This window comes from Streptomyces sp. NPDC102402 (assembly GCF_044765765.1).
Taxonomy (GTDB): domain Bacteria; phylum Actinomycetota; class Actinomycetes; order Streptomycetales; family Streptomycetaceae; genus Streptomyces.
The window spans coordinates 83,616-104,581 of sequence record NZ_JBIWKR010000002.1 but is presented as its reverse complement, the minus strand read 5'-3'; the positions used below and the strand labels follow the sequence as shown (position 1 = coordinate 104,581).

The following is a 20,966-nucleotide window of genomic DNA, read 5'->3' as shown; positions in this document are numbered from 1 at the left end:
GTGAGCGATGTGGTGCGGGGCCGGGGCTCAGAGCCCGGGCTCCTGCCGGACGGCCAGGTGCCAGGTGGCGGTGACGCCGTCCGGGGTCCCGGCCGCCACGCAGCCGATGAGCAGACCTGACGAGGTGGTGCGGAGCACGATCTCCGCGTCGTCCGACGGTGTTCCGCCCGGCCGGCAGTCGAGCCAGCTGCCGTCCGACAGCCGGACCGAGGCAGCCGAGGCCCACACCTGCCGGAAGTCCCGGGAGTCCAGCTCCCACCTGGTGCCGGCGGAGTCGATCACCGCGGTCGTCCGGGCCGCGGTGTCCGGGGTGATCCAGAGGACGGTGTCGTCCTCGGTGGACGGGGCGCGTACGTCGACGCGGAGTGGCCCGTCGCCGGGGGCGGTGACGTCCCAGCCGATCCCCCGCCCCGCGTCGTACAGTCCGAGCGCGTGCTTCTCGGCCCAGTCGGCGTTCAGGTGCACCCCCCAGCCGAGACCGCTGGCGCGGCTGGAGCGGCTTCGCTCGGGGGTGACCCACATCCCGGCGGACCAGGCCGGGTTGCAGCCGAACGCCCGGGTACGCGGATGGGGGCTGCGCAGCACCCTGGTGCCGCCCTCACGCCACGCGGTGACGCCCCCGGCCGCGGCGTCCATCACCGGCCGGCGGTCCCCCGCACCGGTTCCCGCGGCGACGGGAGGCAGCGGGCGCCGTGCCGCCGCCCGCGTGTCGAACACGGTGCGCAGGCGTGCCACCCCGTCGGCGCCCGGCTCCGGCCGGCGCTCCAGCAGGGTGCTGTGGATCAGCCGGACCCGCTGCTCGGCCGGCACCTGGATCCGGGTGCCGGCGCCCTGCCAGGCGAGCGTGGAACCGGAGGGAGCGGTCGGAGAGGCCGCGACGACCTCCGAGGAGTCGCGCACCCCGAGGCCGAGGCCGAGGGGGTGCTCTTCGGCGGGGCCGCCGTCCGGTCCGGGCAGGACGAGGGTGCCCTGCCGGAGCCCGATGGTCTGGAAGACCCTGCCGGGCCTGCCGGTGAAGGTGAAGTCCTGGCCCAGGACCCCGCCGGTGAGGGTGACCGTGCCGGTGACCACGTCGTCCCCGTGGGTTTCGGAGATCCGTACCCCGTGCTCCACGGGGACGATCCGCAGGTCCAGCGGCTCACCCTCGCGCCAGCCCGCCTGCCGGTCCGGCCGGCAGCCCGGCCAGGTGGAGACGGACAGCGGCCCGTGGTGGCCTGGGGCGAACACCCGCACGGTCCCGTCGTCGCCGTCGACCTCGCAGGTCAGCCCGCCGTCGGTGAAGCCGTGCGGTCCGGCATGCCGGGACTCCCGTATCTCGTACGGGGGTTCCGTGATGCGCAGCGGGCGGGCGGTCCCGTCGGGGCCGGTGATCTCCGCCGCGAGGACGCGGCCACGGTCGACGTCGACCGTGGCGCCGAGCCGGTAGTCCCCGAGGGCCAGGCCGTACGCGACCGTACGGATGCCCTCGGCCACCACGACGTCGGTGCGCAGTTCGTCGGCCCGGGCCTGGGTGACGGTGCCGAAGCTGCTCAGTCCGCCGAGCGCCGCCCGCACCCCGTCGTCCAGGTCGGCGAAGACGCTGCGCAGGATCAGCGGGATGTAGTTGTGCAGCTCGACGTTGCCGTCCTCGCCGGGCACGGTCTGCCCGACGGAGACGCAGCCCACCCTCCGGTAGAGCCGGAACGCCACGGAGTTGGCGGGGTTGACGGTGAGTCTCAGCACCAGGCAGCCGGTGCGCATCATCCACTCGACGGCCTCGGTGAAGAGCCGGCCGGTGATGACGCCGTTGCGGTAGGCAGGGGCGACGAAGAACATGTCGGCGATGAGCTCCCCGGCCCGGGCGGAGCGCCGGCCGGTGTTGTGGAACAGGCCGAAGGTGCCCACCGGCCGCCCGTCGTCGAGGGCTACGAGGAACGTGGCCGTGTCGCGCTCGGCGAGCTCGCGGGCCAGTTCCGCGCCGCTGATCCCGCCGGCCACCGGGTTGGGGTTGTCGCGGTGGCGGCCGTAGAGCCTCGCGATGTCCTCGGCGTCGCCCTCCTCGTACGGGCGGATCGTGACGGTCATTCCACACCTCCTTGCTTTCGTGTCGTGGGATGGGCGGGTAGCGCGGGGATGTCCGGTGGCCGCGCCGGAGCGGCCGGGCCGCCGGGGTACGCCGCGCTCACGTCCGGGCGGCGGTCCGTGCCTGCGGCTTGCGCTCCGTGGTGACGATCAGCGATCCGGACGCGGCGGTCTCCGAGCCGACCGTGGCCCGCACGGAGACCTGTCGCAGCCCGCCCAGGCGCTGGCCGAGCTTGGCCTCCAGCTGCAGCTGGTCGCCGGGGACGACCAGCCGGGAGAACTTCATCGAGCTGATGGATCCCAGGTAGCCGACGCCCTCGGACGGGTCGCCGCCCGGCGCACCGGACTCGACGATCTCCGCGACGTACACGACGGCCACCAGCTGGGCCATCGCCTCGACGATCATCACGCCGGGCATGATCGAGTGGTCGGGGTAGTGCCCGGCGAAGAAGGGTTCGTTGACCGAGACGCTCTTGACCCCGCGTCCGGACACCCCGGGGACCACGTCGTGGGCCCGGTCGATCATCAGCATCGGCCAGCGGTGCGGCAGCATCCGCTTGATGTCGTCCGAGGAGTAGCTGAACCTCCTGGGGGCCGGCTTCGCCACGGCCGCGGGTGCGGCCGCCCCGGATCTCTCCTGTATGACCGTCATGTCAGACCTCGCGGGCTTCGACGAAGTCGACCAGGGAGTTGATGGAGCCGAAGGCCTCGAAGTCGTCGTCGCTGATGAGCACGTCGTACTCGTTGTTGACCATCACGACGATCTCCAGCGTGTCGAGCGAGTCCATCTCCAGACCGCGGCCGAAGAGCGGCTGGTTGTCGGACACCAGGACCGGCTCGACGTCCAGGCCGAGACGGTCGATGATCATGGACTTGACCTTCATGTTCTTCTCGAGCCGGGCCTCTGCCTGGCTGCGGACGTCCTCGAAGGTGGCGACGGACATGGGTGTTCCTCTCGGGTTGCTTGGATGGGTGGTGCGAAGAGACCGGTGGTCGGCCGGGTTCAGCCGGGGATCATCCCGCCGTCGACGGTGAGGACCTTGCCGGTGATGTACGAGGCGGCGGGGCCCGCCAGGAAGGCCGCGGCCTGGGCGACCTCGGCCGGTTCGCCCATGCGGCCCAGAGGGATGGCCTGGAGGGCCTCCTTCATCTGCGCGCCCGGCACCTTCTTGACCATGTCGGTGTCGATGAAGCCGGGCGCGACCACGTTGACGCGGATGCCGCGCGGCGCGCCCTCCTGGGCCAGGGTCTTCGCCAGGGCGATCACCCCGCCCTTGCTGGCCGCGTAGTTGGCCTGGCCGGCGCGGCCCGCGATCCCGCTGGTGGAGGCGATGAACACGAGCGCGCCACCGCCGCCGTACATCTGCTTGGTGGCCTCACGGGCGGTCAGGAACGCTCCGGTGAGGTTGGTGGAGACGACCTCGTTCCACTTCGTGCTGGACATCGCCGCCAGATGGCCGTCCGCGGTGATCCCCGAGTTGAGGACAGCGACGTCGAGAGAGCCCCACCGCACGCGCAGCTCCTTGTACATCGCGGTGACCTGGGCCTCGTCGGAGACGTCCGCCTTCAGCAGCAGCGCCTGCCTGCCGAGATCCCGCACCCGGGCGGCGACCTCCTCGGCCTTCGCCTCACTGGCGCGGTAGTTGATCGCCACGTCACAGCCCTGTTCGGCCAGGGCGACGGCGACGGCCGCCCCGATGCCGCGTGAGGCGCCGGTGACGAGGGCCCTGGTGCCCTCGGCGAAGAGGCCGCTCATGCCGCCCTCCCCGCGGTGGCCGCGGCGCCGGTGACCCGGTGGCTGCCGGGGTCGAAGCCGGCGGCCTCACTGCCGATCCCGGTGCGGGACGCCTCGGTGAGGACCGCGTCCGCGACCGCGAGGTCGAGGATGCCCAGTCCGAACGGCGAGAAGACGACGGTGCCCGTCTCCGGGGGCGTGACGGTGCCTTCGAGGACGTCGGCGATCTCGGCACGGACGAAGTCGCGGTGTCCCGTCTCCTGTTCGGCGCGGTGCAGGGAGGTCTGTTCGCGCACGGTGTGCTCGGTGTCGTCGACGACGTTGTACGCGCCGAGCACCGACGAGGTGCTCAGGTCCCGCAGCGAAAGGTGGAGGATCACCTGGCCGTCCGGGCGCCCGGGGAAGTCCGCGAGGTCGAGCCAGTAGCTCGAGTCGGTCGTCGCGACCGACACCGTCTGCGCGCCGAGGGCCTCGGTGAGGCTGCCCGCCCGGAAGGTGATCCCCGGGTGAACGTCCGCGAGTTCGGAGGCGAGGGCCTCGGCCCTGCCGGGCACGGCGTCCTGGAGGACGACGGTCTCGACGGCGGGGTGCGTCAGCGTCAGATAGGCGGCGACGCGGTGGTTGATGGTGCCGCATCCGACCAGGCCCACGGTGCGCACCTCGCGGTCGCCGTGCAGTGCGCGGGCGGCGAGCGCCGCGCTCGCCGCGGTCCTGGAGGCGGAGATCTGGCTGCCTTCCAGGAGGGCGGAGGGGTAACCGGTCTCGAGGTCGTTGAGGATCTGCAGCGACGAGGCGCGCTGGAGTCCCTGCTCGACGTTGGCGGGGAAGGACGATATCCACTTCAGGCCCATGACCGGCGCCGGGCCGCCCAGATGCGCCGGGAGCGAGATGATGCGCGATCCGGGGGTCTCGGGCGGTCGCAGGAAGGTGGAGAACGGCACCTGCGACCGGCCGCGGCCGTGCAGGAGGTAGGCGGTGCGCACCGCGTCCAGCACGGTGGTCTCCAGGCCGTCCAGCGCGGCCCGGACGTCGTCGCGGCCGAGGATTCTCAACGTTCGCTTCTCTCGTCGTGGGTGATGCCGTCCCGGAGGACGGAGTGGTGGGTGAGCCGGAGTTCGTCGAGGAGTCCGGGGAACTCCGCGTCGACCCAGCCGTCGTCGTAGACCGTGTCGAGGTAGCGGTCGCCGCCGTCGGGGAGCACCGCGACGCAGGTGGCGCCCGGCTCGATCCATGAGGCGGCTCCCGCGAGCGCGGCCATGACGGCACCCGAGGAACCGCCCGCCAGGACGGATTCGGCCGCCAGGAGCCGCCGGCAGCCGCGTACGCAGTCCGCGTCGGTGACCTTGACCACGCGGTCGGCCAGGCCCGGCAGGAGCAGCTGAGGCACGACCGCGGCGCCGTGCCCGGGTATCGAACGCCGGTGGCCGCGTTCCCAGGGTTCCGGCGGGCCGAAGATGACGCTGCCCACCGCGTCCACCGCCACGATCCGGGTGCGCAGCTCGTGGTCGCGGATGTACTCGGCGCAGCCCCGCAGGGTGCCGCAGGTGCCGGCGGCGAGGAAGAGGTAGTCGGGGCCGCCGGGCAGGGCCTCGCAGATCTCGCTCATGGTGGAGTGGTGTGCGCGGGCGTTGTACTCGTTGGCGTACTGGTTGGGCCAGTAGGCGTCCGGGATGCTCTCCAGCAGCTCCTGGACCCGGCCGATGCGAGCCGGCAGGTACTCCCCGGTGGCCGGGTCCCGGTCGACGACCTCGACCCGGGCCCCGTACGCCCTCATGATCGAGGTGTTCTGCGCGGTGGTGCGGGGGTCGACGACGCAGACCAGTCCGAGCCGGTGGAAGTTGCACAGCTGGGCCAGGGCGATGGCGAGGTTGCCCGACGACGACTCGACGACCGTGGAGACTCCGGGCACCAGCCGGCCGGTCCAGATCGCGTGCTCGATCATCGACCTGGCGGCGCGGTCCTTGATGCTTCCCCCGGGGTTGAACCGCTCGCACTTGCCGTAGACCTGGAACTCCGCCGGAGGGAAGAGCCGGTCGAGGGCGACGAGCGGGGTCCCGCCGATCGTCTGGACGATGTCGGCTTTCGGGTGATGGGCCGGGGGCGCCGCCAGTGCGGTCCCGGCGGGGGCGACGAGCGTCATGACACCATCTCTCTGCTGATCTGGAGCCGCAGTTCACTGACGTAGCGCTCGCCGTCGGCGTCCGGCAGCCAGGAGTCCTCCGGGGCCGGCAGGGGTTCGCTGATGGTCACGACGGCGGCCGGGTCGGCCCTGAGGGCCCTGCGGGCGGTGTTCACGAAGGAGAGCACCAGCGCCGGGCTGGTGAAGTCGGCCAGCGACGGCTTGGTCTCCTCGGGGAACTTGACGAAGGCCCTGTCGGGCAGCCCGTTGTCCGTCGCCCAGCGGCGCACCGCCAGGTAGTCGGCGTGCCGGTCCGCCTTGGCGGCCGGCGGGATCCCGGCGGCGGGCAGCCGCCAGGTCTCCCTGAACAGCACGAGCTTGTCGACGGTGACGCGGGGGGTGTGGGCGTGGTCGAGACCGATCTTGAAGGCGTCGGCGGCGATGATCGACACGAGCACACCGAGGAGTTCCGGGATGCTCCACACCCGGCCGTCGGGCGTGGTCGCGGTGACCGTGCCGTCCTCCTCCGCCAGGACGACGGCCGCGGCCGGGTCTACGCGGGAGCGGTCGCCGAACGGGGCCCGGGTGAATCCGATCAGCCGGTCCCCCACGCCGATCGGCGCGGGCACCATCCGGCCGCTGTTGCGGCGCCAGTTGGTGGGCAGCAGCGGGACCATCCTGGGTGCGCCGAGCGCCCGGTTCACCTTGTCCCGGAGCGACTCACCGTCGGCCGTCCACTCCAGGAACGGCAGGTCGAGGGTGGCGAGGCAGGCGTGCATCTCCCCCAGGACGACCGTGTAATCGCCGGAGTTGACGGCGTCCACCGACCGGGCGACCACCTGGAGGTCCGGGCTGTGCACCGAGGCGGGGCGCGGCCGGGCCGGGTCGACGGCGAACGCCGCCCGCGCCCGGTCCTCGATCGCGTCGACCGGCAGGCTCACCCGCGCGGCCCCTCTCTCCGCCGGGCCGAGCGCGACGACCTCGCGCCACTTCTCGGCGAGTTCGCGTGTCGCGGTCCGCACAGCGGCCGGGTCGTCCCCCCAGAACATGCCGAGCACCTGGGGCCAGACGTCCGCGAGGGTCACCCTGCCGTGCCGTGCCGCCGCGGTGCGTACGAGCTCGGCGACCTGGTCCTCGACGAGCCGGGACAGCCGGTCGCCGAACCAGTCCGCCGCATCGGCCGCGACGGCCAGCGGGCGGGCGATCGGGGCGAAGAAGTCCTGCCCGAGCGAGGTGCGGCAGTCGCGCAGGGTGTCCTGGAAGCACAGGGTGCGCCCGGCGTACGTCTTGCCTTCCTCCCGGGACGCGGACCGGCCGGTCGTACGGACGAAGAAGTCGTCCAGCAGGTCGAGCGCGGCGGTGAGCGCCTCCGCGTCGGGGGCCTGCCCGATCCGCTCCCGCAGCCGGGCGAGTTCGGTGAGGACCGCGTCGAAGCGGACGAACAGCGCGGGGTCGCCGATCGCGTCGACGCGCCGGCGCAGGGTCTCCTCCGCCCACAGGTCGACGGGGATGTTGGCGTCCCAGCTGAGGACCCGCTGCCGCAGCAGCCGGTTCAGGGCGCGGTCCACGCGCTTCACGGCGTCGGACAGTTCCCACCCCTGCCCGTCCACGAGCGCGTCCACGATCCCCTGGGCGCTGCGCTCGCCGTCCGCGTGGCGCAGTACCCGGACCTCGTCGTCGCGCAGCCGCGCCGAACGGCCGCCCGGGAGGGTGAGCCGGTCGCCGTCGAGGTGGACGTCCGGCCGCAGCACCGGCGGGAACCACCAGCGGGCGCCCGGCTGCTCGGTCATCCACTCGGCCAGGGCGGCGACCGCCCAGCGTTCGAGGAAGACCCGGCTCCGTGCGGTCAGCGACGGCCCCGGGGTGAAGTCGAGGGCGCGCCGCTCCTGGCCCACGGAGATCCAGGAGGCGGGCCCGAAGAAGCCGATGGTGTCGGCCTTGGCGCCGTACCGCATCCAGTACATGGCGAGGGTGCGTTCGCGTTCCCTGCGCTTGGCGCCCTTGGCGGTGCCGCGCACCAGCGAGTCGAGGATCCGGTAGACACCGCGGTTCTGCCAGGCGATGGCCGTGCGCACCCGTTCGTCCCCGGCGATCCGGGCAAGCCGGGCGGCCTCGGCGGCGTAGTCGCTCTCGTACCGGGCGACGAACTCGGCGTGGTCCGCGGCGCCTTCGGCGTGGAGGGCCGCCGCCTCCGCGGCGCGCGGGCCGCCTATCCGGTGCAGACCGGAGACGGGGAAGCCGGCGCTGCGGAGCATCCCGACGCCCCAGACCCGCCATTCGGTGTCCGCCAGCGCGTACGACGGGGTGCAGGACGACCAGTCGAAGGGGCGGACCGTCTCCAGGGTGGCGGTCATCGGCCCGCCCCTTCCCGGAGTGCGGCGGCGAGCCGCGACACGCCTTCGTCCATGCGCCGGAGCGGTACGTGGCTGAAGCAGAGCCGCAGTCCGTCGGCGTGCTCGCCGTCGACGGAGAAGTGGCTTCCGGGCACGAAGGACACCCCGTGCCGGGCCGCGGCCTCGGTGAACCGGCCGGTGTCGGTGCCGTCGCGGTGCCGCAGCCAGATGTAGAAACCGCCGTCCGGGCGCTGCCACTCCCAGGGGCCGTCGGGGCCGAGTTCCGCGTCGAGGGCGTCGGCCATCCGGGTGCAGCGTTCCAGGTAGCCGCGCCGGTAGCCGTCGATCGTCTCCGTCCACCCGTTGCGTGCGTAGAAGGTGGCGAGCGCGGACTGGGCGAGCGCGGACGGGGAGAGCGTCATCACCTCCGTGGTGGAGCGGAGGTTCTGCGTGAGACGCGCCGGCGCGGCGATCCAGCCACAGCGCAGCCCGGGGGCGAAGACCTTGGAGAAGGTGCCGAGGTAGACGACGTGGTCCGGGGCGAGCGCCTTCATCGAGGTGACGCACGTGCCGTCGAAGGAGAGCAGGCCGTAGGGGTTGTCCTCGACGATCAGGAGGTCCAGCTCCCGGCAGACCGCGATCAGCGCGGTCCTGCGCTCCTGGGACAGGGTGCGGCCGGTCGGGTTCTGGTGCGTCGGGTTGCAGTACAGCAGCCGTACGGTCCGCCCGTCGGCCCGCAGACGCTCCACGGTCTCCCGCAGTGCCCGGGGGTCCATGCCGTACGGGTCCTCGGGGACACCGCACGGACGGAGGCCTGCGGTGCGGAAGGCGGCGGTGGCCCCCGGGTAGGCGGGCGTCTGGCACAGGACGGTCTCACCGGGTGAGGCCAGGCCCAGGGCTACGGTCATCAGCCCCGCCTGGGACCCTCCGGTCGGGATCAGCTCCTCGGCCGGTACGCGCGCCCCCTCGCGGTCCATGAGGTCGGCGATCGCCGGGACCAGGGCCTTGGGCACGTGCGGGGTGCTGTACTGGAAGGTGATCTTCCCGCCGAGCCGCACCAGGCGGGACAGCTGGCCCGATATCTCCTCCAGTGGGAGCACGTCGAGGTCCGGCAGGCCGCCGGCGAAGGAGATGAGGTCACCTCCCCGCTCGAACAGGCGCGGCATCTCCGCGGTGGTTCTGGTGGTGGTCCACATGGGTCGTCAGCTCCCGGCCGTCGCGGGCAGCGACGCGGCGAGGCGTGCCTGCACCGAGCGCCAGAGACCGGCCGACGAGGTGAGGGACGGGTCGGCGAGTGCCTCGGGGTCGAGCTCGATGCCGAACCGTTCCTCGACGGCCATCACCAGGGCGACGGTGTGCAGGGAGTCGACGCCGAGGTCGACGAGCGGGGTCTCGGAATCCTTGACGGTCACGGAGCAGATCTCCTCGACGAGCTGGTCAAACTGCGACTGGTTCATGGGTGGTCCTCGTCTGTGCGAAGGGGGGCGTGTCCGTCTCCCCGGCGTGGGCCGGGGAGTCGATCAGGCGCTGGGTGGCCGCGCGGTCCGGCTTGCCGTTCGCGGTCAGGGGCACGGCGTCGAGCGGGATGATCAGGTCGGGGAGCCGGGCGCGGTCCAGCCGGCGCGCGAGGTGGGTGCGGATCTCCTCCGGCGTCAGACGGCTGCGTACCGCGAGCCGCAGCGGCCCGTCCTCGGGTTCGGGCTTCAGGGCGACCGCCGCGGTCACGCCGGGGATGTGCTCGGCGGCGCTCTCGATCTCGGTCAGTCCGATGCGGACGCCGCGGCGCTTGATGATGTCGTCGTCGCGGCCGACGAAGTGGAGACGGCCCTCTTCGTCCAGGTAGCCCTGGTCGCCGGAATGCAGTTCGAGTGATCCGTCCGCACGCCGGACGAATCGGTTCTGCTCCTCGATCGGGATCCGCCAGTAGCCGTCCATCACCGTGGTCCCGTGGACGACGATCTCGCCGGTCTCTCCCGGTCCGAGGGTCCGCTTGTCCGGTCCGACGATCCGGACGTGGTCACCGGGGATGGGCCGGCCGACCGAGTCGGGGTGGGCGGCGTATTCGGCGGGGTCCAGGATCGAGATGCGCTTGCACTCGGTCATCCCGTACATCGAGGCGAACTCCGAGCCGGGGAAGACCTCCAGCAGTTCGGCCATGACCGCCCGGCCGGGCCGGGCTCCGGTGTTCGTGAACAGCCGGACCTTCGTGGGCCTGCGGAGCTTGCGCTGGAGCAGGGTGAGGATCTGGGCGAGCGACGGCACCAGAGGGACCACGGTCAGACCGTGCCGTTCGATGAGCCGCAGCAGTCCGACGTCCTGGGCCCGCCCGGTCAGCACCAGGGTGCCGCCGGTCAGCGCGCAGAGCAGCGCCTGGTAGAGCCCGTAGTCGAAGGAGAGCGGGAGCCGGCAGAGCACCACGTCGTCCGGGCGGTAGCCCAGGCAGGCGTTGACCGCGTGGAGCGCGGCGGTCATCTGCCGGTGGGGGCAGACGACCCCCTTGGGGCGGCCGGTGGTACCGGAGGTGTAGATGAGCATCGCGACGGCGGTGTCGGGCAGTTCGGCACGCCGGAGGTCGGGAGCGGCGCCCTCGATCTCCCGGTGCGCCACCGTCGCGGTGACGGTGGCCCCGGCGCCTGTGCCCGCGCCCGGCGGACAGATCGCCAGGGCGGCGGAGCAGTCCTCGACGATGCCGGCGGTCTGTGTGTCCGTCAGCTCGGGGTGTACGGGGACGAAGACGGCACCGACGCGGAGGGTGGCGTAGAGCAGGGCGAGGAAGGCGCGGTCGTTGCCGCCCGCGTAGACGACCCGCTGTCCGGGGGCGATGCCCCGGCCGCGCAGCCATCCGGTCGCGCGGTCGACGGCGGCGCCGAGCTCGCCGTAGGTCCAGGAGCCCTCGGTGTCGATGACGGCGGTGTGCCCGGGGCGCTGGGAGCGGGGGCGGTCGATGAGGTCAGACACCAGCACGGGCCGGCTCCGTTCTCGCGGCGCCTGCGTCGAGCCGGGCTGCTGCCTTCACGAGGTCCCGCGGGGTGTTCACGGACACCACGTCGAGCGCGGGGTACCGGCGCTTCAGGATTCCGGCGAGCGTGCGGGCCGGCGGAGTCGAGAACACCGCCCGGGGCGCGGTGCGGGCCAGGGCGTCCATGCACAGGTCCCAGCGCACCGGCCGCACCACCTGCTCGACGAGCCGTCGGCGTATCTCGTCGGGCGGGGTGACCGCGGCTCCGTCGGTGTTCGAGAGGAGGATCTGGCGCGGTGGGGCGAAGCGGGTGGCCGCCGCGGCGTCGGCGAAGGCCTGCCGGGCCTGCTCCATGTGCGGGGTGTGGAACGCCCCCGCGACCGGCAGTTCCCGGACCGTGGCCCCGCGGGGCGGATCGGCCAGCAGCCGCCCGATCCGGCCGGACGTCCCGGCGGCCACGATCTGGCCGGGGCCGTTGTGGGTGGCGGCGCTCAGCCCGAGAGCGGAGAGGTGGGCGAGCACCTCCGGCTCGTCCCCGCCGACCACGGCCGCCATGGAGGTCGGTGTGCCCGCACAGGCCTCCGCCATGGCCCTGCCGCGTACGGCGGCGAGGCGTACGGCGTCGGCGGGGTCCAGGACACCCGCGTACGCCGCAGCGGTGAGCTCTCCGACCGAGTGGCCGGCCACCACGGCCGCCCCGTCGGGCAGACGGCCCGTCAGAGCGCCGTGGGCCAGCAGCCCCTGGGCGACGAGCAGCGGCTGGGTGTTCTCCGTCCGTGCGATCTCGGCCGCCGAGGCCTTGGTGCCCAGATGGGCCAGATCGCAGCCCGATGCCTGGGACCACTGCCGTACCGCGGCGGCGCACTCCGGGTCCCGGAGCCAGCCGGCCAGCATGCCGGGGGTCTGGGACCCCTGGCCTGGCGCGATGATTGCGAACATGTGTTCTATCCCCCCTGTGTCGAGTACCCCTGCGCGGCCCGTCGGCCCGCGAACGGTGAAGAACCGCAGCTCCGGGATGTGCTGCCGGCGTGACGCGGCCCCTACTGCCGGCCGGTGCTCCTGGCGAACCTTCGGACCGCCATGAACGAGAACGCGGCGAACCAGGCGACGACGTTGACCACGGCCCCGGTGAGGCTGGAGTGCTCACCGCTGAAGGCGTAACCGTCGGTGAGGGCGTACCGGGCGAGGGTCGCCACCCCGTACATCGGGGTGTAGCGCGAGATCTCCAGCATGATCCCGCTGAGCGGGATGAAGAGGTCACCGAGGAACGCGAGCGCCGTCATGGTCAGCCCCGGCATATGCATGACCACATCGGGCTTCATCGCCAGCCCCATCGCGATGCCGAGTGCCGCGAAGACCGCCGCTCCCAGCCATGCGACGAGCAGGGCCGTCACCCACACCGTCGCGTCCGCCCGCGCCCCGGTGACGAGCCCGAGGACGCCGACGATGATCACCGGGACCCCGGCCATGAGCACCGAGCACAGCACCTTGACGAGCAGATAGCCCGGCGGGGTGAGCGGGCTCAGCGCGATGGTGCGCATCCAGCCCACGGACCGCTCGACCGAGATCGTGGCCGCGGAGCTGATGGCCGCGGTCCCGGCGCCGTACACGGCCAGACCGCACATCATCCACGCGGCGAAGTTCCCGTGCGGCAGCGAGGCGTCGTCCGGGCCGGTCCGGAACAGGGCGAGGTAGAGCACCGCCGGCAGCAGCAACGTGAAGATCGTCGTCTGCCGGTTGAAGCGCCGGCGCAGCTCGTACCCGATGAACGTGGCGTTGACCCCGCCGAGGACCGGCCCCCGGGAGCCCGTCTCCGTCTGCGTGAGCGTGGTGGTCACAGTCCCTCCCGGGCGCCGCGGTCCTGCTGGGTGATGGCCATGAACGCCTCTTCGAGGCTGCGTGGGGTCACTTCGATCTCGCTCGCGCGTGTCCGTCCGACGAGCAACCGCAGCACGGTGTCCGAGTCGGAGCAGTCGAAGAAGTGACGGTCACCGCGCACCGTGCAGGAGCGGACACCGGGTGAGGCGGCCACCGCCTCGGCGTCCTGCGGGGTGATCACGGCGGACACCGTGCGCCCGCTGGTCGCCGCGCGGACCGAGGAGGCCGAGCCGTCGGCCACGACCGCGCCGTGGTCGATCATCACCACGCGGTCGGCGAACTGGTCCGCCTCCTCCATGTAGTGCGTGGCGAACATGACGGTCATGCCCCGCCCGGCGTCCTCCCGGACGGCCGCCCAGAACTCCCGGCGGGCAGCCACGTCCATTCCGGCCGTCGGCTCGTCCAGCACCAGGAACTCGGGGTCGGACAGGAGCGCCACCGCGAACCGCAGCCGCTGCTGCTCACCGCCCGAGCACGCGGAGACCTTGCGGTCGCGCAGTCCGGTGATGCCGGCCCTGCTCATGCACCGGTCGGGGTCGGCACCGGGGTGCAGCGAACCGAGCATGTGCACCGTGGCCCCGACCGTCAGGTCGGGAAGCAGCCCGCCCGACTGCATGACGGCGGCGACCCGTCCGGCCCGCACCGCGTGCTGCGGCTCCTGGCCGAACAGCTCGACCGTCCCGGAGTCGGGCCGGGTCAGGCCCAGGAGCAGGTCGATGGTCGTCGACTTCCCGGCGCCGTTCGGGCCGAGGAACGCCACGATCTCACCGCGCCGGATCCGCAGATCCAGCCCGTCGACGGCGGTGAAGTCCTCGCCCTTGGCGTTGGAGAAGCGCTTGACGACCGTCCCGAGCAAGGCGACGTCCTCCGGCGCACCTCCTCCCGCTGAGGGGCGGACTCGGGATTCGGTCATCATCGGAAGGCCTCACGATTCGGTCGACGCCGGCTGGCGGAAAACACTCTTCCGCGCGCCGCTATCCGTCCGGACCGGAGCCGCTACTCCCCGCCTATCCGCGCCCTGTCCCCGGGAGGTCGGGGGGTGGCCGCGGGGCGGGCGCACATGCGACAGGCCGGGTCCCCACCACGTGTGGTGGGGACCCGGCCTGTCATGGTCCGGTCCGGACCGGCCGGATCGCGACGGTCGTACGCCGCGCCGCCGGGGACACCGGACGGCTCGGCGGGACCGCCGTGCGCGGGAACCCGCGGGCCGTCGGCCGGTCAGACGTCGAGCTGGTCCGCGACCGCCCTCAGCAGGCCCGCGATCTTCGCACCGGCGGCCTTGTCGGGGTAGCGGCCCCGCTCCAGCATCGGCGTGATGTTCTCCAGCACCGTCGTCAGGTCCTGCACGATCGACGCCAGCTCGTCCGGGCTGCGCCGCTGCGCGGCGGCGACCGACGGGGTGGGGTCGAGAATCACCACGGAGAGGGCCTGGTCACCGCGCTGGCCCGCGACCACACCGAACTCGACGCGCTGACCGGGCTTGAGCGCCTCGACGCCGGCCGGGAGTACGGAGGAGTGGACGAAGACGTCGGCGCCGTCGTCACGCGAGAGGAAGCCGAAGCCCTTTTCCGAATTGAACCATTTGACCTTACCCGTGGGCACGTCTGTCCTCGTCCTCGTACTCGTCGGTGTGCGGGAGAGCCGAAAAGGCTCCGGATAGCAGTACAGCGGGTCTGTGACCCGCCGTGTCCCAGGCTAATGGCCCGGGGGCCGGACACAAGACGTCGCCGACCGGTTCCGCCGAGCGGGGAACTACCCTGGCCGGGTGAGTACTACTCCTTCAGGCGCAGGCGACCGGCTCGTACAGGTCGGCGCGATCGTCTTCTTCGTCGGCGCACTGGCCACGCTGGTCACCGTGGCCCCGCTGTTCCTGGGCACCGACCCGTTCCCGTCCGTCGCCTACGCGGTCTGCATGCTGATGGGACTGGGCTTCCTCATCGCGGCCGCCGGGGTGGTGCGGTCGGTGTGGAAGAACTCCCCGAAGCGGGCCGCGACGAGGTAGCGGCCCGCCCCGCCCCCTACGCCGACCGCCACTCCTGGGCGTAGTCGTCGAAGATGACGCGCAGGTGGTGGCCGATCTTCAGGTAGTCGAGGTCGTCCAGATTGGCGAGCGAGACCCGGACCGACCACTCGGGCCCGTCGAATCCCCCGCCGTTGAGCAGCACCACCGAGGTCTGCTCGGCGAGCCGGAAGAGCGGGTCGACGGGCTCGTAGTTCTGCTGCAGGAATGCGGCGAACTCCTTGCCGTGGACGCGTTCGGCCTCGGCCAGGAGATCCAGCTCGATGTAGTACGCGGCCCGCTTCGAGTCGTCCGAGATCTTCATGTGGACGCCCTCCAGGAGGAGGTCGAGCCGCTGCCGGACAATGGCGCGAATCCGGTGCTTGTACTCCTGGCCCTCGTCCAGCATGTCGAAGAGCGAGAACAGCGCCATCATCACCTGCTGCGGGAGCGAGAGCCCGGCCGTGTGGTTCAGCGCCACCTGCCGGGAGTCCGCGACGAGCCGGTCGATGAAGCGGATCTTCCCCGGCTCCAGCGACAGCGTCCCGTACCGCTTCTCCAGCCGTGCCCTCTGCTCCGGGGACTGGGCGGCCAGCATCCCGTCGATCACGTTGTCGTCGTGCAGCCCGATGACCCCGAGCCGCCAGCCGGTCGCACCGTAGTGCTTGGAGTAGGAGTAGACGAGCAGCGTGTTGCGCGGCAGGTCGGCGGCGAGTGAGCGGAACCCCTCCACGAAGGTCCCGTACACGTCGTCGGTGACGACGATCAGATTCGGGTTGCGCTCGGCCACCAGGGACACGATCTGCTCGGAGACCCTGGTGGAGAGGGCCAGCGAGGGCGGATTGCTCGGATTGACGCAGCAGACCATCTTCACGGACGGGTCGGCGAGCTTCTCGATCTCCTCCGCCGGGTAGCGCCACTGGCGCACGCCGGTCTCGGTGAAGAGGCTGGCCTGCACCAGGACCACGTCGAAGTCGTAGGTGTCCAGCTCCGGGATCTCCAGGTACGGGGTGAACACCGGGACCATCAGGGCGATCCGGTCGCCCTTCTCCAGGATCCCGTTCTTCATCAGGGAGTCGAAGATGTAGCACATGGCCGCCGTGCCGCCCTCGGTGGCGAAGAGGCTCATCGTCTGCCCCTCGGGCGGCCGGTGGTCGAACATCTCGTCCGCCAGGTAGCCCCGCACGATCTGCTCGGTGTGGCGCAGGATGCGGTCCGGTACCGGGTAGTTGTCGCCGATGGAGGAATCGGCCAGCTCGTGCACGAAGGCGTCGGGCACGAAGCCGAAGCGCTTCACCGCCAGGTCGACGCACGCCTTCAGCAGCTCGATGCCGGGCAGAGCCGGATTGGTGCGGACGAAGTGCTCGAAGCGCGCGGCGCACCCCGACTCCTCCGGCATGCCGCCCAGGTTGTCGGCCGTCCACACCCGCCTGGACTCGCTGATCGCGAAGTAGCCGAGCGCGTGGTACGCCTCACGGGGGCCGGTGGCCACCCAGTTCGGGTTGCCCCGGCCCGCGTTGAGCATGGCCTCGGCGGCCGTGCCCTTCTGGCCGGCCTTGTCGCTCTGCGCCTCCGTCGCGATCTGGATGAACTTGTCCTTCAGCTCGAAGGGGGAGAGCTGGGCGAAGGACCGGATCTCTTCCCGGCTGAGTCTCGTCTTCGGCATGGTGGTGTCCGCTCCCGTGCAGGTCGTGTCGGGTCAGTGGTTGAGGAGGACGATCACGGCGCCCCACACCGTCAGCAGGACGTTGCCGACGGCGTACGGGATCGTGTAACCGAGGGTGGGGATCTGGGATCTGGAGGTCTCGTTGACGGCTCCGATCGCCGCCGTGGTGGTCTGACCGCCGGCCAGGACGCCCATCAGGACCGGGAACCGGATCCTCTGCACGTGGTGCCCGACCAGGAAGCCCACGATCAGCGGGACGACGGTGGCGACGGCGCCGAGGACCAGGAGCCCCCAGCCGGCGGAGGACAGCCCGCTGGTGAAGCCGGGCCCGGCGTTGATCCCGACGACGGCGACGAAGACGCACAGCCCCAGCGTGTCCATGAACCACTGGGCGCCCGGCGGAACGTTTCCGTACGTCGGATACCTTCCGCGGATCCAGCCGAAGACCAGGCCCATGATCAGCCCGCCGCCCGAGGTGGACAGTGAGATCGGCACCCCGCCCGCGGTCAGCGCCGGGATGCCGATGCAGCCGCCGAGGAAGATGCCGAGGCCCACCCAGACCATGTCGGTCGCGAAGCTCGTCGGCACCGGCTTCCCGAGCGCCTCCGCGGCGGGGCCCACCAGCCGCTCCGGGCCGGTGAGGATCACGGTGTCGCCCCGCTCCAGCCGGGTGGAGAGCCGGTAGGGGAACTCCGCCCCGGCCCGGTACAGCTTGTCGACGTACACGCCGACCATGAACGGCTCCCGGCGCAGCTCCTCGATCGTCCGGCCGAGCTGCGCCTTCTCCGACGCCACCACGTGCAGCGTCTCGGTCCGGTAGCCGAGCAGCTCGACGTCGTCGGCCTCCGTCCCGATGTGCGTACGGGCGTCGAAGTCGACCAGGTCGCCGCGGATGGCGCTGACCGCGACGGTGTCGCCGAGCCGCAGGGTGCGGGACTGGTCGTGTTCCAGGACCGTGCCCTCACGGCGGACGCCGGTGAGGTAGACGCGGCGCCCCAGCTGCTTCTGCTGGTCCTCGAAGTCCGCCACCGACCGGCCGACCAGGTCGGGGCGCTGGACGCGGTAGGCGCGCAGCACCACCTCGTAGTAGCCCTCCCCCTCGTCGGGGCTCTCGTCGGGGGCGTCCATCTCGGCGGCGAGCGCGGCGCTCTCCTCGGCCAGGTCCCTGCGGTACAGCTTGGGCAGCACGTTCGCCAGGAGCATCGCGCACAGGATGGTGCCGAGCGGGTACGTCACCGCGTAGCCGACGGCCACCAGGTTCTGTTCGGACTTCACCTCTGCGGAGGAGAGTCCGGGCAGGGTGCCGATGGCGTCCTGGGCGACACCGATGGCGGCGGACTGGGTGAGGGCCCCGCTCATCAGGCCGGCGCCCAGGCCCGGACCGTAGCCGAGCAGGCTCGCGAACAGCCAGGAGACCAGCAGCCCCGTCACACAGACGACGACCGCGTTGAGGACCTGCGGCAGGCCGTCCTTCTTCAGCCCGCGGAAGAACTGCGGGCCGACGCGGTAGCCGAGGGCGAACAGGAACATGATGAAGAACAGGTTCTTCACCGTGTCGTCGATCTCGACCTCGAACTGGGCGCCGAGCACCAGCCCGGCGACCAAACAGCCCGTCACGGCGCCCAGCGCGATGGTCCTGTAGCGGACCTTCCCGAGGAGGAACCCGAGCGCGATGACGACGAAGACGAGCAGTTCGGGGTGGGGCTGGAAGATGTTCCGGTTCAGGAAGTCGACCATGTCAGGCCCCCAGCACTCCGACGAGAATGGGTCCGGTCAGCGGCAGCAGGAAGTTGGAGAGCGTGTAGGTGATCGTGTAGCCGAGGAGCGGTACGGAGCTCTGGGCCACCTGGGTGATGGAGGTGATCGCCGGGGTGGAGCACTGCTGCCCGGCGATGGCGCCGATGAGGAGCGGCTTCTCGATCTTCAGCAGCTTGCGCCCGACGACCAGTGAGATCGTCGCCGGGATCAGGACCATGGCGATCCCGGCGACCGGGAGCAGCGCCCCGTACTCCTTGAGCAGCGGCCAGGCCTGCGGCCCGGCGGCAAGCCCGGTGCAGGCGATGAAGACGGCCAGGCCCATGTCCTTCAGGGTGCTCGCGGCCTGCGGCGGGAAGGCGCCGAAGGTCTGGCTGCGGGAACGGAACCAGCCGAAGACCAGGCCGGAGATGAGGCAGCCGCCACCGGTGCCGAGCGACAGCGGGACGTCCCCGGCCTTGACCACGATCTGGCCCAGCAGGGAACCCGCGACGATGCCGAACCCCAGGTAGATGAAGTCGGTGGAGTCGTTCTTCACCACCGCCCCGAGCTTCGCGACCAGTCTCTGCAGCCCGCCCCTGGCACCGACCAGGGTGAGCACGTCACCCCGGGCGAGGACCGTCTCCCCGCTGGCGGGCAGGTGCTGTTCGTTGCGCAGGACGTCGGTGACGTAGACACCGTCCCCCCGGAACTCCGGGTGGCGCTTCTGCAGCCGGTCGATGCTCGCGCCGACGGTCTCCTTGTCGGTGACGGCGACCTGGCTGGTGGCCAGTGGGGTGTCGAGCCCCGGCACGGCGGGCGTCTCGGGGCCGATCTCCCGGCCCGCCTCGATGATCGCCGACCGCAGGCCGACGACCTGGACCAGGTCGCTGAGCGTCAGCTCCAGATCCGCGTCCGGGGTGAGCAGCCTGCTGCCGCGTTTGACGCCCTCGACGGTGATCCGGCTGTCGAACGCCCTCTGCAGGTCCCCGACGGTCCGGCCGTCCGCCAGGGTCACCAGGTAGGTGCGGCCGACCATGCGGGGCAGCGCCTCACGTTCGTCGGCCTCCAGACCGCCCCCGCCGCCGCGCATCTTCTCCCACAGTTGGCGGGAGGCGTCCGCGAGGTTGATGCGGAGCAGCATCGGCATGATCTGGCTGGTGTAGAGCACGATCGTGATCAGGCCGAACAGGTAGCAGACCGTGTACGCGGTGGCCACGTGCCCCTGGTACTGGTCGATCTGGTCGGAGGTCAGGTCGCTGAGCTTGCCGATGGCCTCGGTGGCCGTGCCCACGACCGCTGATTCGGTGGCCGCCCCGGCGAGGATGCCGGAGGCCGTACCGACGTCCAGGTCGAAGGCCTTGGCCAGCCCGTAGGCGATGCCGAGGACGCAGACCATCTCGATCAGGCAGAGCGCGAAGAACCGCAGGCTGCCGCGGTTGAGGTTGGCGAAGAACTGCGGCCCGGCCATGTAGCCCAGCGAGAAGATGAACAGGGCGAAGAAGACGGTCTTCACGTCGTCGTCGACGCTGACGTGCCGGGTGCCCAGCAGCAGCGAGACGATCAGCGTGCCGCAGATGCCGCCGAGGGCGATGGGCCCGACACGGAGTTTGCCGAGGAGGTATCCGGCGGCGAGGCAGAGGAAGAGGGAGAGGGCGGGATTGTCACGGAGAACACCCACCTCACCTCACCCCACGATCAGGCGATTAGTGAACTTAAGGCACATAGGGGCGAAATTAACAGCCGAACCCCGGAGGGGCACCCCCGACAGGGCCGGACGCCCCGGGGCCGGCCCGGGGTGCCGTCCCTCGCGTCACACCGCCGTGAAGGCCCGCAGCCACGCGGGGAACGCGGTGAGGTCGGGCAGGACCACGTCGGCTCCGGCCGCCCGGAGCTCCTCCTCGTCGCACGGGCCGGTGGTGACGCCGACCGCCAGCGCGTTCGCCGCGTGCGCCCCCCGGACGTCGCCGGTGTGGTCGCCCACGTAGATCCGCGCACCGTGCTCCAGGAGCGCCTCCGCCTTGCCCTCGGCCCAGAGACCACCGATCAGCGTGTCCGCCGGGATGCCGAGGTGGGCGAGGTGGAGCTTGGCGTTCGGCTCGTACTTGGCGGTGACGACCATCACGTGTCCGCCCAGTGCGTGGACGGCCTCGACCGCCTCCCGGGCGCCGGGCATCGCCGTCGTGGGGGTGATCGCGCGGTCCGGGTAGATCGCGCGGAACCGGTCGGCGGCCTCGGCGATCGCGTCGGCGGGGAACCAGTTGGACATCTCCTCCGCGAGCGGCGGGCCGAGGCGGCTGACGGCCAGGCCGGCGTCTATGTACACACCCGTCTCGGCGGCCAGCGCCTCGTAGACGGCCCTGATACCGGGCCGGGAGTCGATGAGGGTCATGTCGAGGTCGAATCCGACCGTCAGGGTGTGTGAAGGCATGGGGTCCATTGTGCCGAGTGTCCGGGCGGTGCCTCCGGACCGCCCGCGCGG

The 20,966-nt window shown here is 71.7% G+C and carries 19 protein-coding genes; 1 reads left to right on the top strand and 18 read right to left on the bottom strand.

What is annotated here, in order from left to right; genetic code table 11:
* Positions 1-27: 27 nt before the first annotated feature.
* From ACIRJR_RS05250 to ACIRJR_RS05185, 14 genes are all read right to left on the bottom strand, one after another.
* The gene (locus tag ACIRJR_RS05250; protein WP_403774102.1) at positions 28-2,064 is read right to left on the bottom strand and encodes a GNAT family N-acetyltransferase; all 2,037 of its coding nucleotides are present in this window, start codon (positions 2,062-2,064) and stop codon (positions 28-30) included.
* A 97-nt stretch (positions 2,065-2,161) separates the two neighbouring features.
* On the bottom strand, positions 2,162-2,713 hold the full coding sequence (gene fabZ, locus ACIRJR_RS05245; RefSeq protein WP_403774099.1) for a 3-hydroxyacyl-ACP dehydratase FabZ: 552 nt from the start codon (positions 2,711-2,713) through the stop codon (positions 2,162-2,164).
* Position 2,714: 1 nt separating this feature from the next.
* Complete coding sequence (locus tag ACIRJR_RS05240; protein ID WP_403774096.1) at positions 2,715-3,005, bottom strand: acyl carrier protein; 291 nt, start codon at positions 3,003-3,005, stop codon at positions 2,715-2,717.
* A gap of 59 nt (positions 3,006-3,064) precedes the next feature.
* Positions 3,065-3,817 (bottom strand): 3-oxoacyl-ACP reductase FabG, encoded by a 753-nt coding sequence (fabG, locus tag ACIRJR_RS05235; protein ID WP_403774093.1) that lies wholly within the window; start codon positions 3,815-3,817, stop codon positions 3,065-3,067.
* A complete protein-coding gene (gene sbnB, locus ACIRJR_RS05230; protein ID WP_403774090.1) occupies positions 3,814-4,848 on the bottom strand; it encodes a 2,3-diaminopropionate biosynthesis protein SbnB in 1,035 nt (344 codons plus the stop codon). The genes fabG and sbnB overlap by 4 nt, the downstream gene beginning before the upstream one ends.
* Positions 4,845-5,936: a 2,3-diaminopropionate biosynthesis protein SbnA gene (sbnA, locus tag ACIRJR_RS05225; protein WP_403774087.1), complete on the bottom strand. Its 1,092-nt coding sequence runs from the start codon at positions 5,934-5,936 to the stop codon at positions 4,845-4,847. The genes sbnB and sbnA overlap by 4 nt, the downstream gene beginning before the upstream one ends.
* Positions 5,933-8,269, bottom strand: coding sequence for a lantibiotic dehydratase (locus tag ACIRJR_RS05220; RefSeq protein ID WP_403774084.1), 2,337 nt, complete (start codon positions 8,267-8,269; stop codon positions 5,933-5,935). Before ACIRJR_RS05220 ends, sbnA begins: the two co-directional genes overlap by 4 nt.
* Positions 8,266-9,444 carry a PLP-dependent aminotransferase family protein gene (locus ACIRJR_RS05215; protein ID WP_403774080.1) on the bottom strand — a complete coding sequence of 393 codons (1,179 nt, stop codon included), beginning with the start codon at positions 9,442-9,444 and terminating at the stop codon, positions 8,266-8,268. The genes ACIRJR_RS05220 and ACIRJR_RS05215 overlap by 4 nt, the downstream gene beginning before the upstream one ends.
* Before the next feature lie 6 nt (positions 9,445-9,450).
* The gene (locus ACIRJR_RS05210) at positions 9,451-9,705 is read right to left on the bottom strand and encodes an acyl carrier protein (RefSeq protein WP_403774077.1); all 255 of its coding nucleotides are present in this window, start codon (positions 9,703-9,705) and stop codon (positions 9,451-9,453) included.
* On the bottom strand, positions 9,686-11,212 hold the full coding sequence (locus ACIRJR_RS05205) for a class I adenylate-forming enzyme family protein (protein WP_403774074.1): 1,527 nt from the start codon (positions 11,210-11,212) through the stop codon (positions 9,686-9,688). Before ACIRJR_RS05205 ends, ACIRJR_RS05210 begins: the two co-directional genes overlap by 20 nt.
* Positions 11,199-12,146: an ACP S-malonyltransferase gene (locus ACIRJR_RS05200; protein ID WP_403774071.1), complete on the bottom strand. Its 948-nt coding sequence runs from the start codon at positions 12,144-12,146 to the stop codon at positions 11,199-11,201. Before ACIRJR_RS05200 ends, ACIRJR_RS05205 begins: the two co-directional genes overlap by 14 nt.
* Positions 12,147-12,247: 101 nt before the next feature.
* Positions 12,248-13,045 (bottom strand): ABC transporter permease, encoded by a 798-nt coding sequence (locus ACIRJR_RS05195; RefSeq protein ID WP_403774068.1) that lies wholly within the window; start codon positions 13,043-13,045, stop codon positions 12,248-12,250.
* Positions 13,042-13,941, bottom strand: coding sequence for an ABC transporter ATP-binding protein (locus tag ACIRJR_RS05190; RefSeq protein WP_403774065.1), 900 nt, complete (start codon positions 13,939-13,941; stop codon positions 13,042-13,044). Before ACIRJR_RS05190 ends, ACIRJR_RS05195 begins: the two co-directional genes overlap by 4 nt.
* A gap of 362 nt (positions 13,942-14,303) precedes the next feature.
* Entirely contained in the window at positions 14,304-14,687 is a 384-nt protein-coding gene (locus ACIRJR_RS05185; protein WP_329231467.1) for a cold-shock protein, read from the bottom strand.
* 163 nt (positions 14,688-14,850) lie between these two features.
* On the opposite strand from ACIRJR_RS05185, the gene ACIRJR_RS05180 reads away from it, so the two are divergent.
* A complete protein-coding gene (locus ACIRJR_RS05180) occupies positions 14,851-15,087 on the top strand; it encodes a hypothetical protein (RefSeq protein ID WP_403774062.1) in 237 nt (78 codons plus the stop codon).
* Between the two features lie 16 nt (positions 15,088-15,103).
* On the opposite strand, the gene ACIRJR_RS05175 is transcribed toward ACIRJR_RS05180, so the two are convergent.
* From ACIRJR_RS05175 to ACIRJR_RS05160, 4 genes are all read right to left on the bottom strand, one after another.
* The gene (locus tag ACIRJR_RS05175; protein WP_403774059.1) at positions 15,104-16,750 is read right to left on the bottom strand and encodes a bifunctional aspartate transaminase/aspartate 4-decarboxylase; all 1,647 of its coding nucleotides are present in this window, start codon (positions 16,748-16,750) and stop codon (positions 15,104-15,106) included.
* Between the two features lie 33 nt (positions 16,751-16,783).
* Positions 16,784-18,487 carry an aspartate-alanine antiporter gene (gene aspT, locus ACIRJR_RS05170; protein ID WP_403774056.1) on the bottom strand — a complete coding sequence of 568 codons (1,704 nt, stop codon included), beginning with the start codon at positions 18,485-18,487 and terminating at the stop codon, positions 16,784-16,786.
* Position 18,488: 1 nt separating this feature from the next.
* A complete protein-coding gene (gene aspT / locus ACIRJR_RS05165) occupies positions 18,489-20,165 on the bottom strand; it encodes an aspartate-alanine antiporter (protein WP_403774053.1) in 1,677 nt (558 codons plus the stop codon).
* A gap of 132 nt (positions 20,166-20,297) precedes the next feature.
* A complete protein-coding gene (locus ACIRJR_RS05160; RefSeq protein ID WP_403774050.1) occupies positions 20,298-20,924 on the bottom strand; it encodes an HAD family hydrolase in 627 nt (208 codons plus the stop codon).
* Positions 20,925-20,966: the final 42 nt, after the last annotated feature.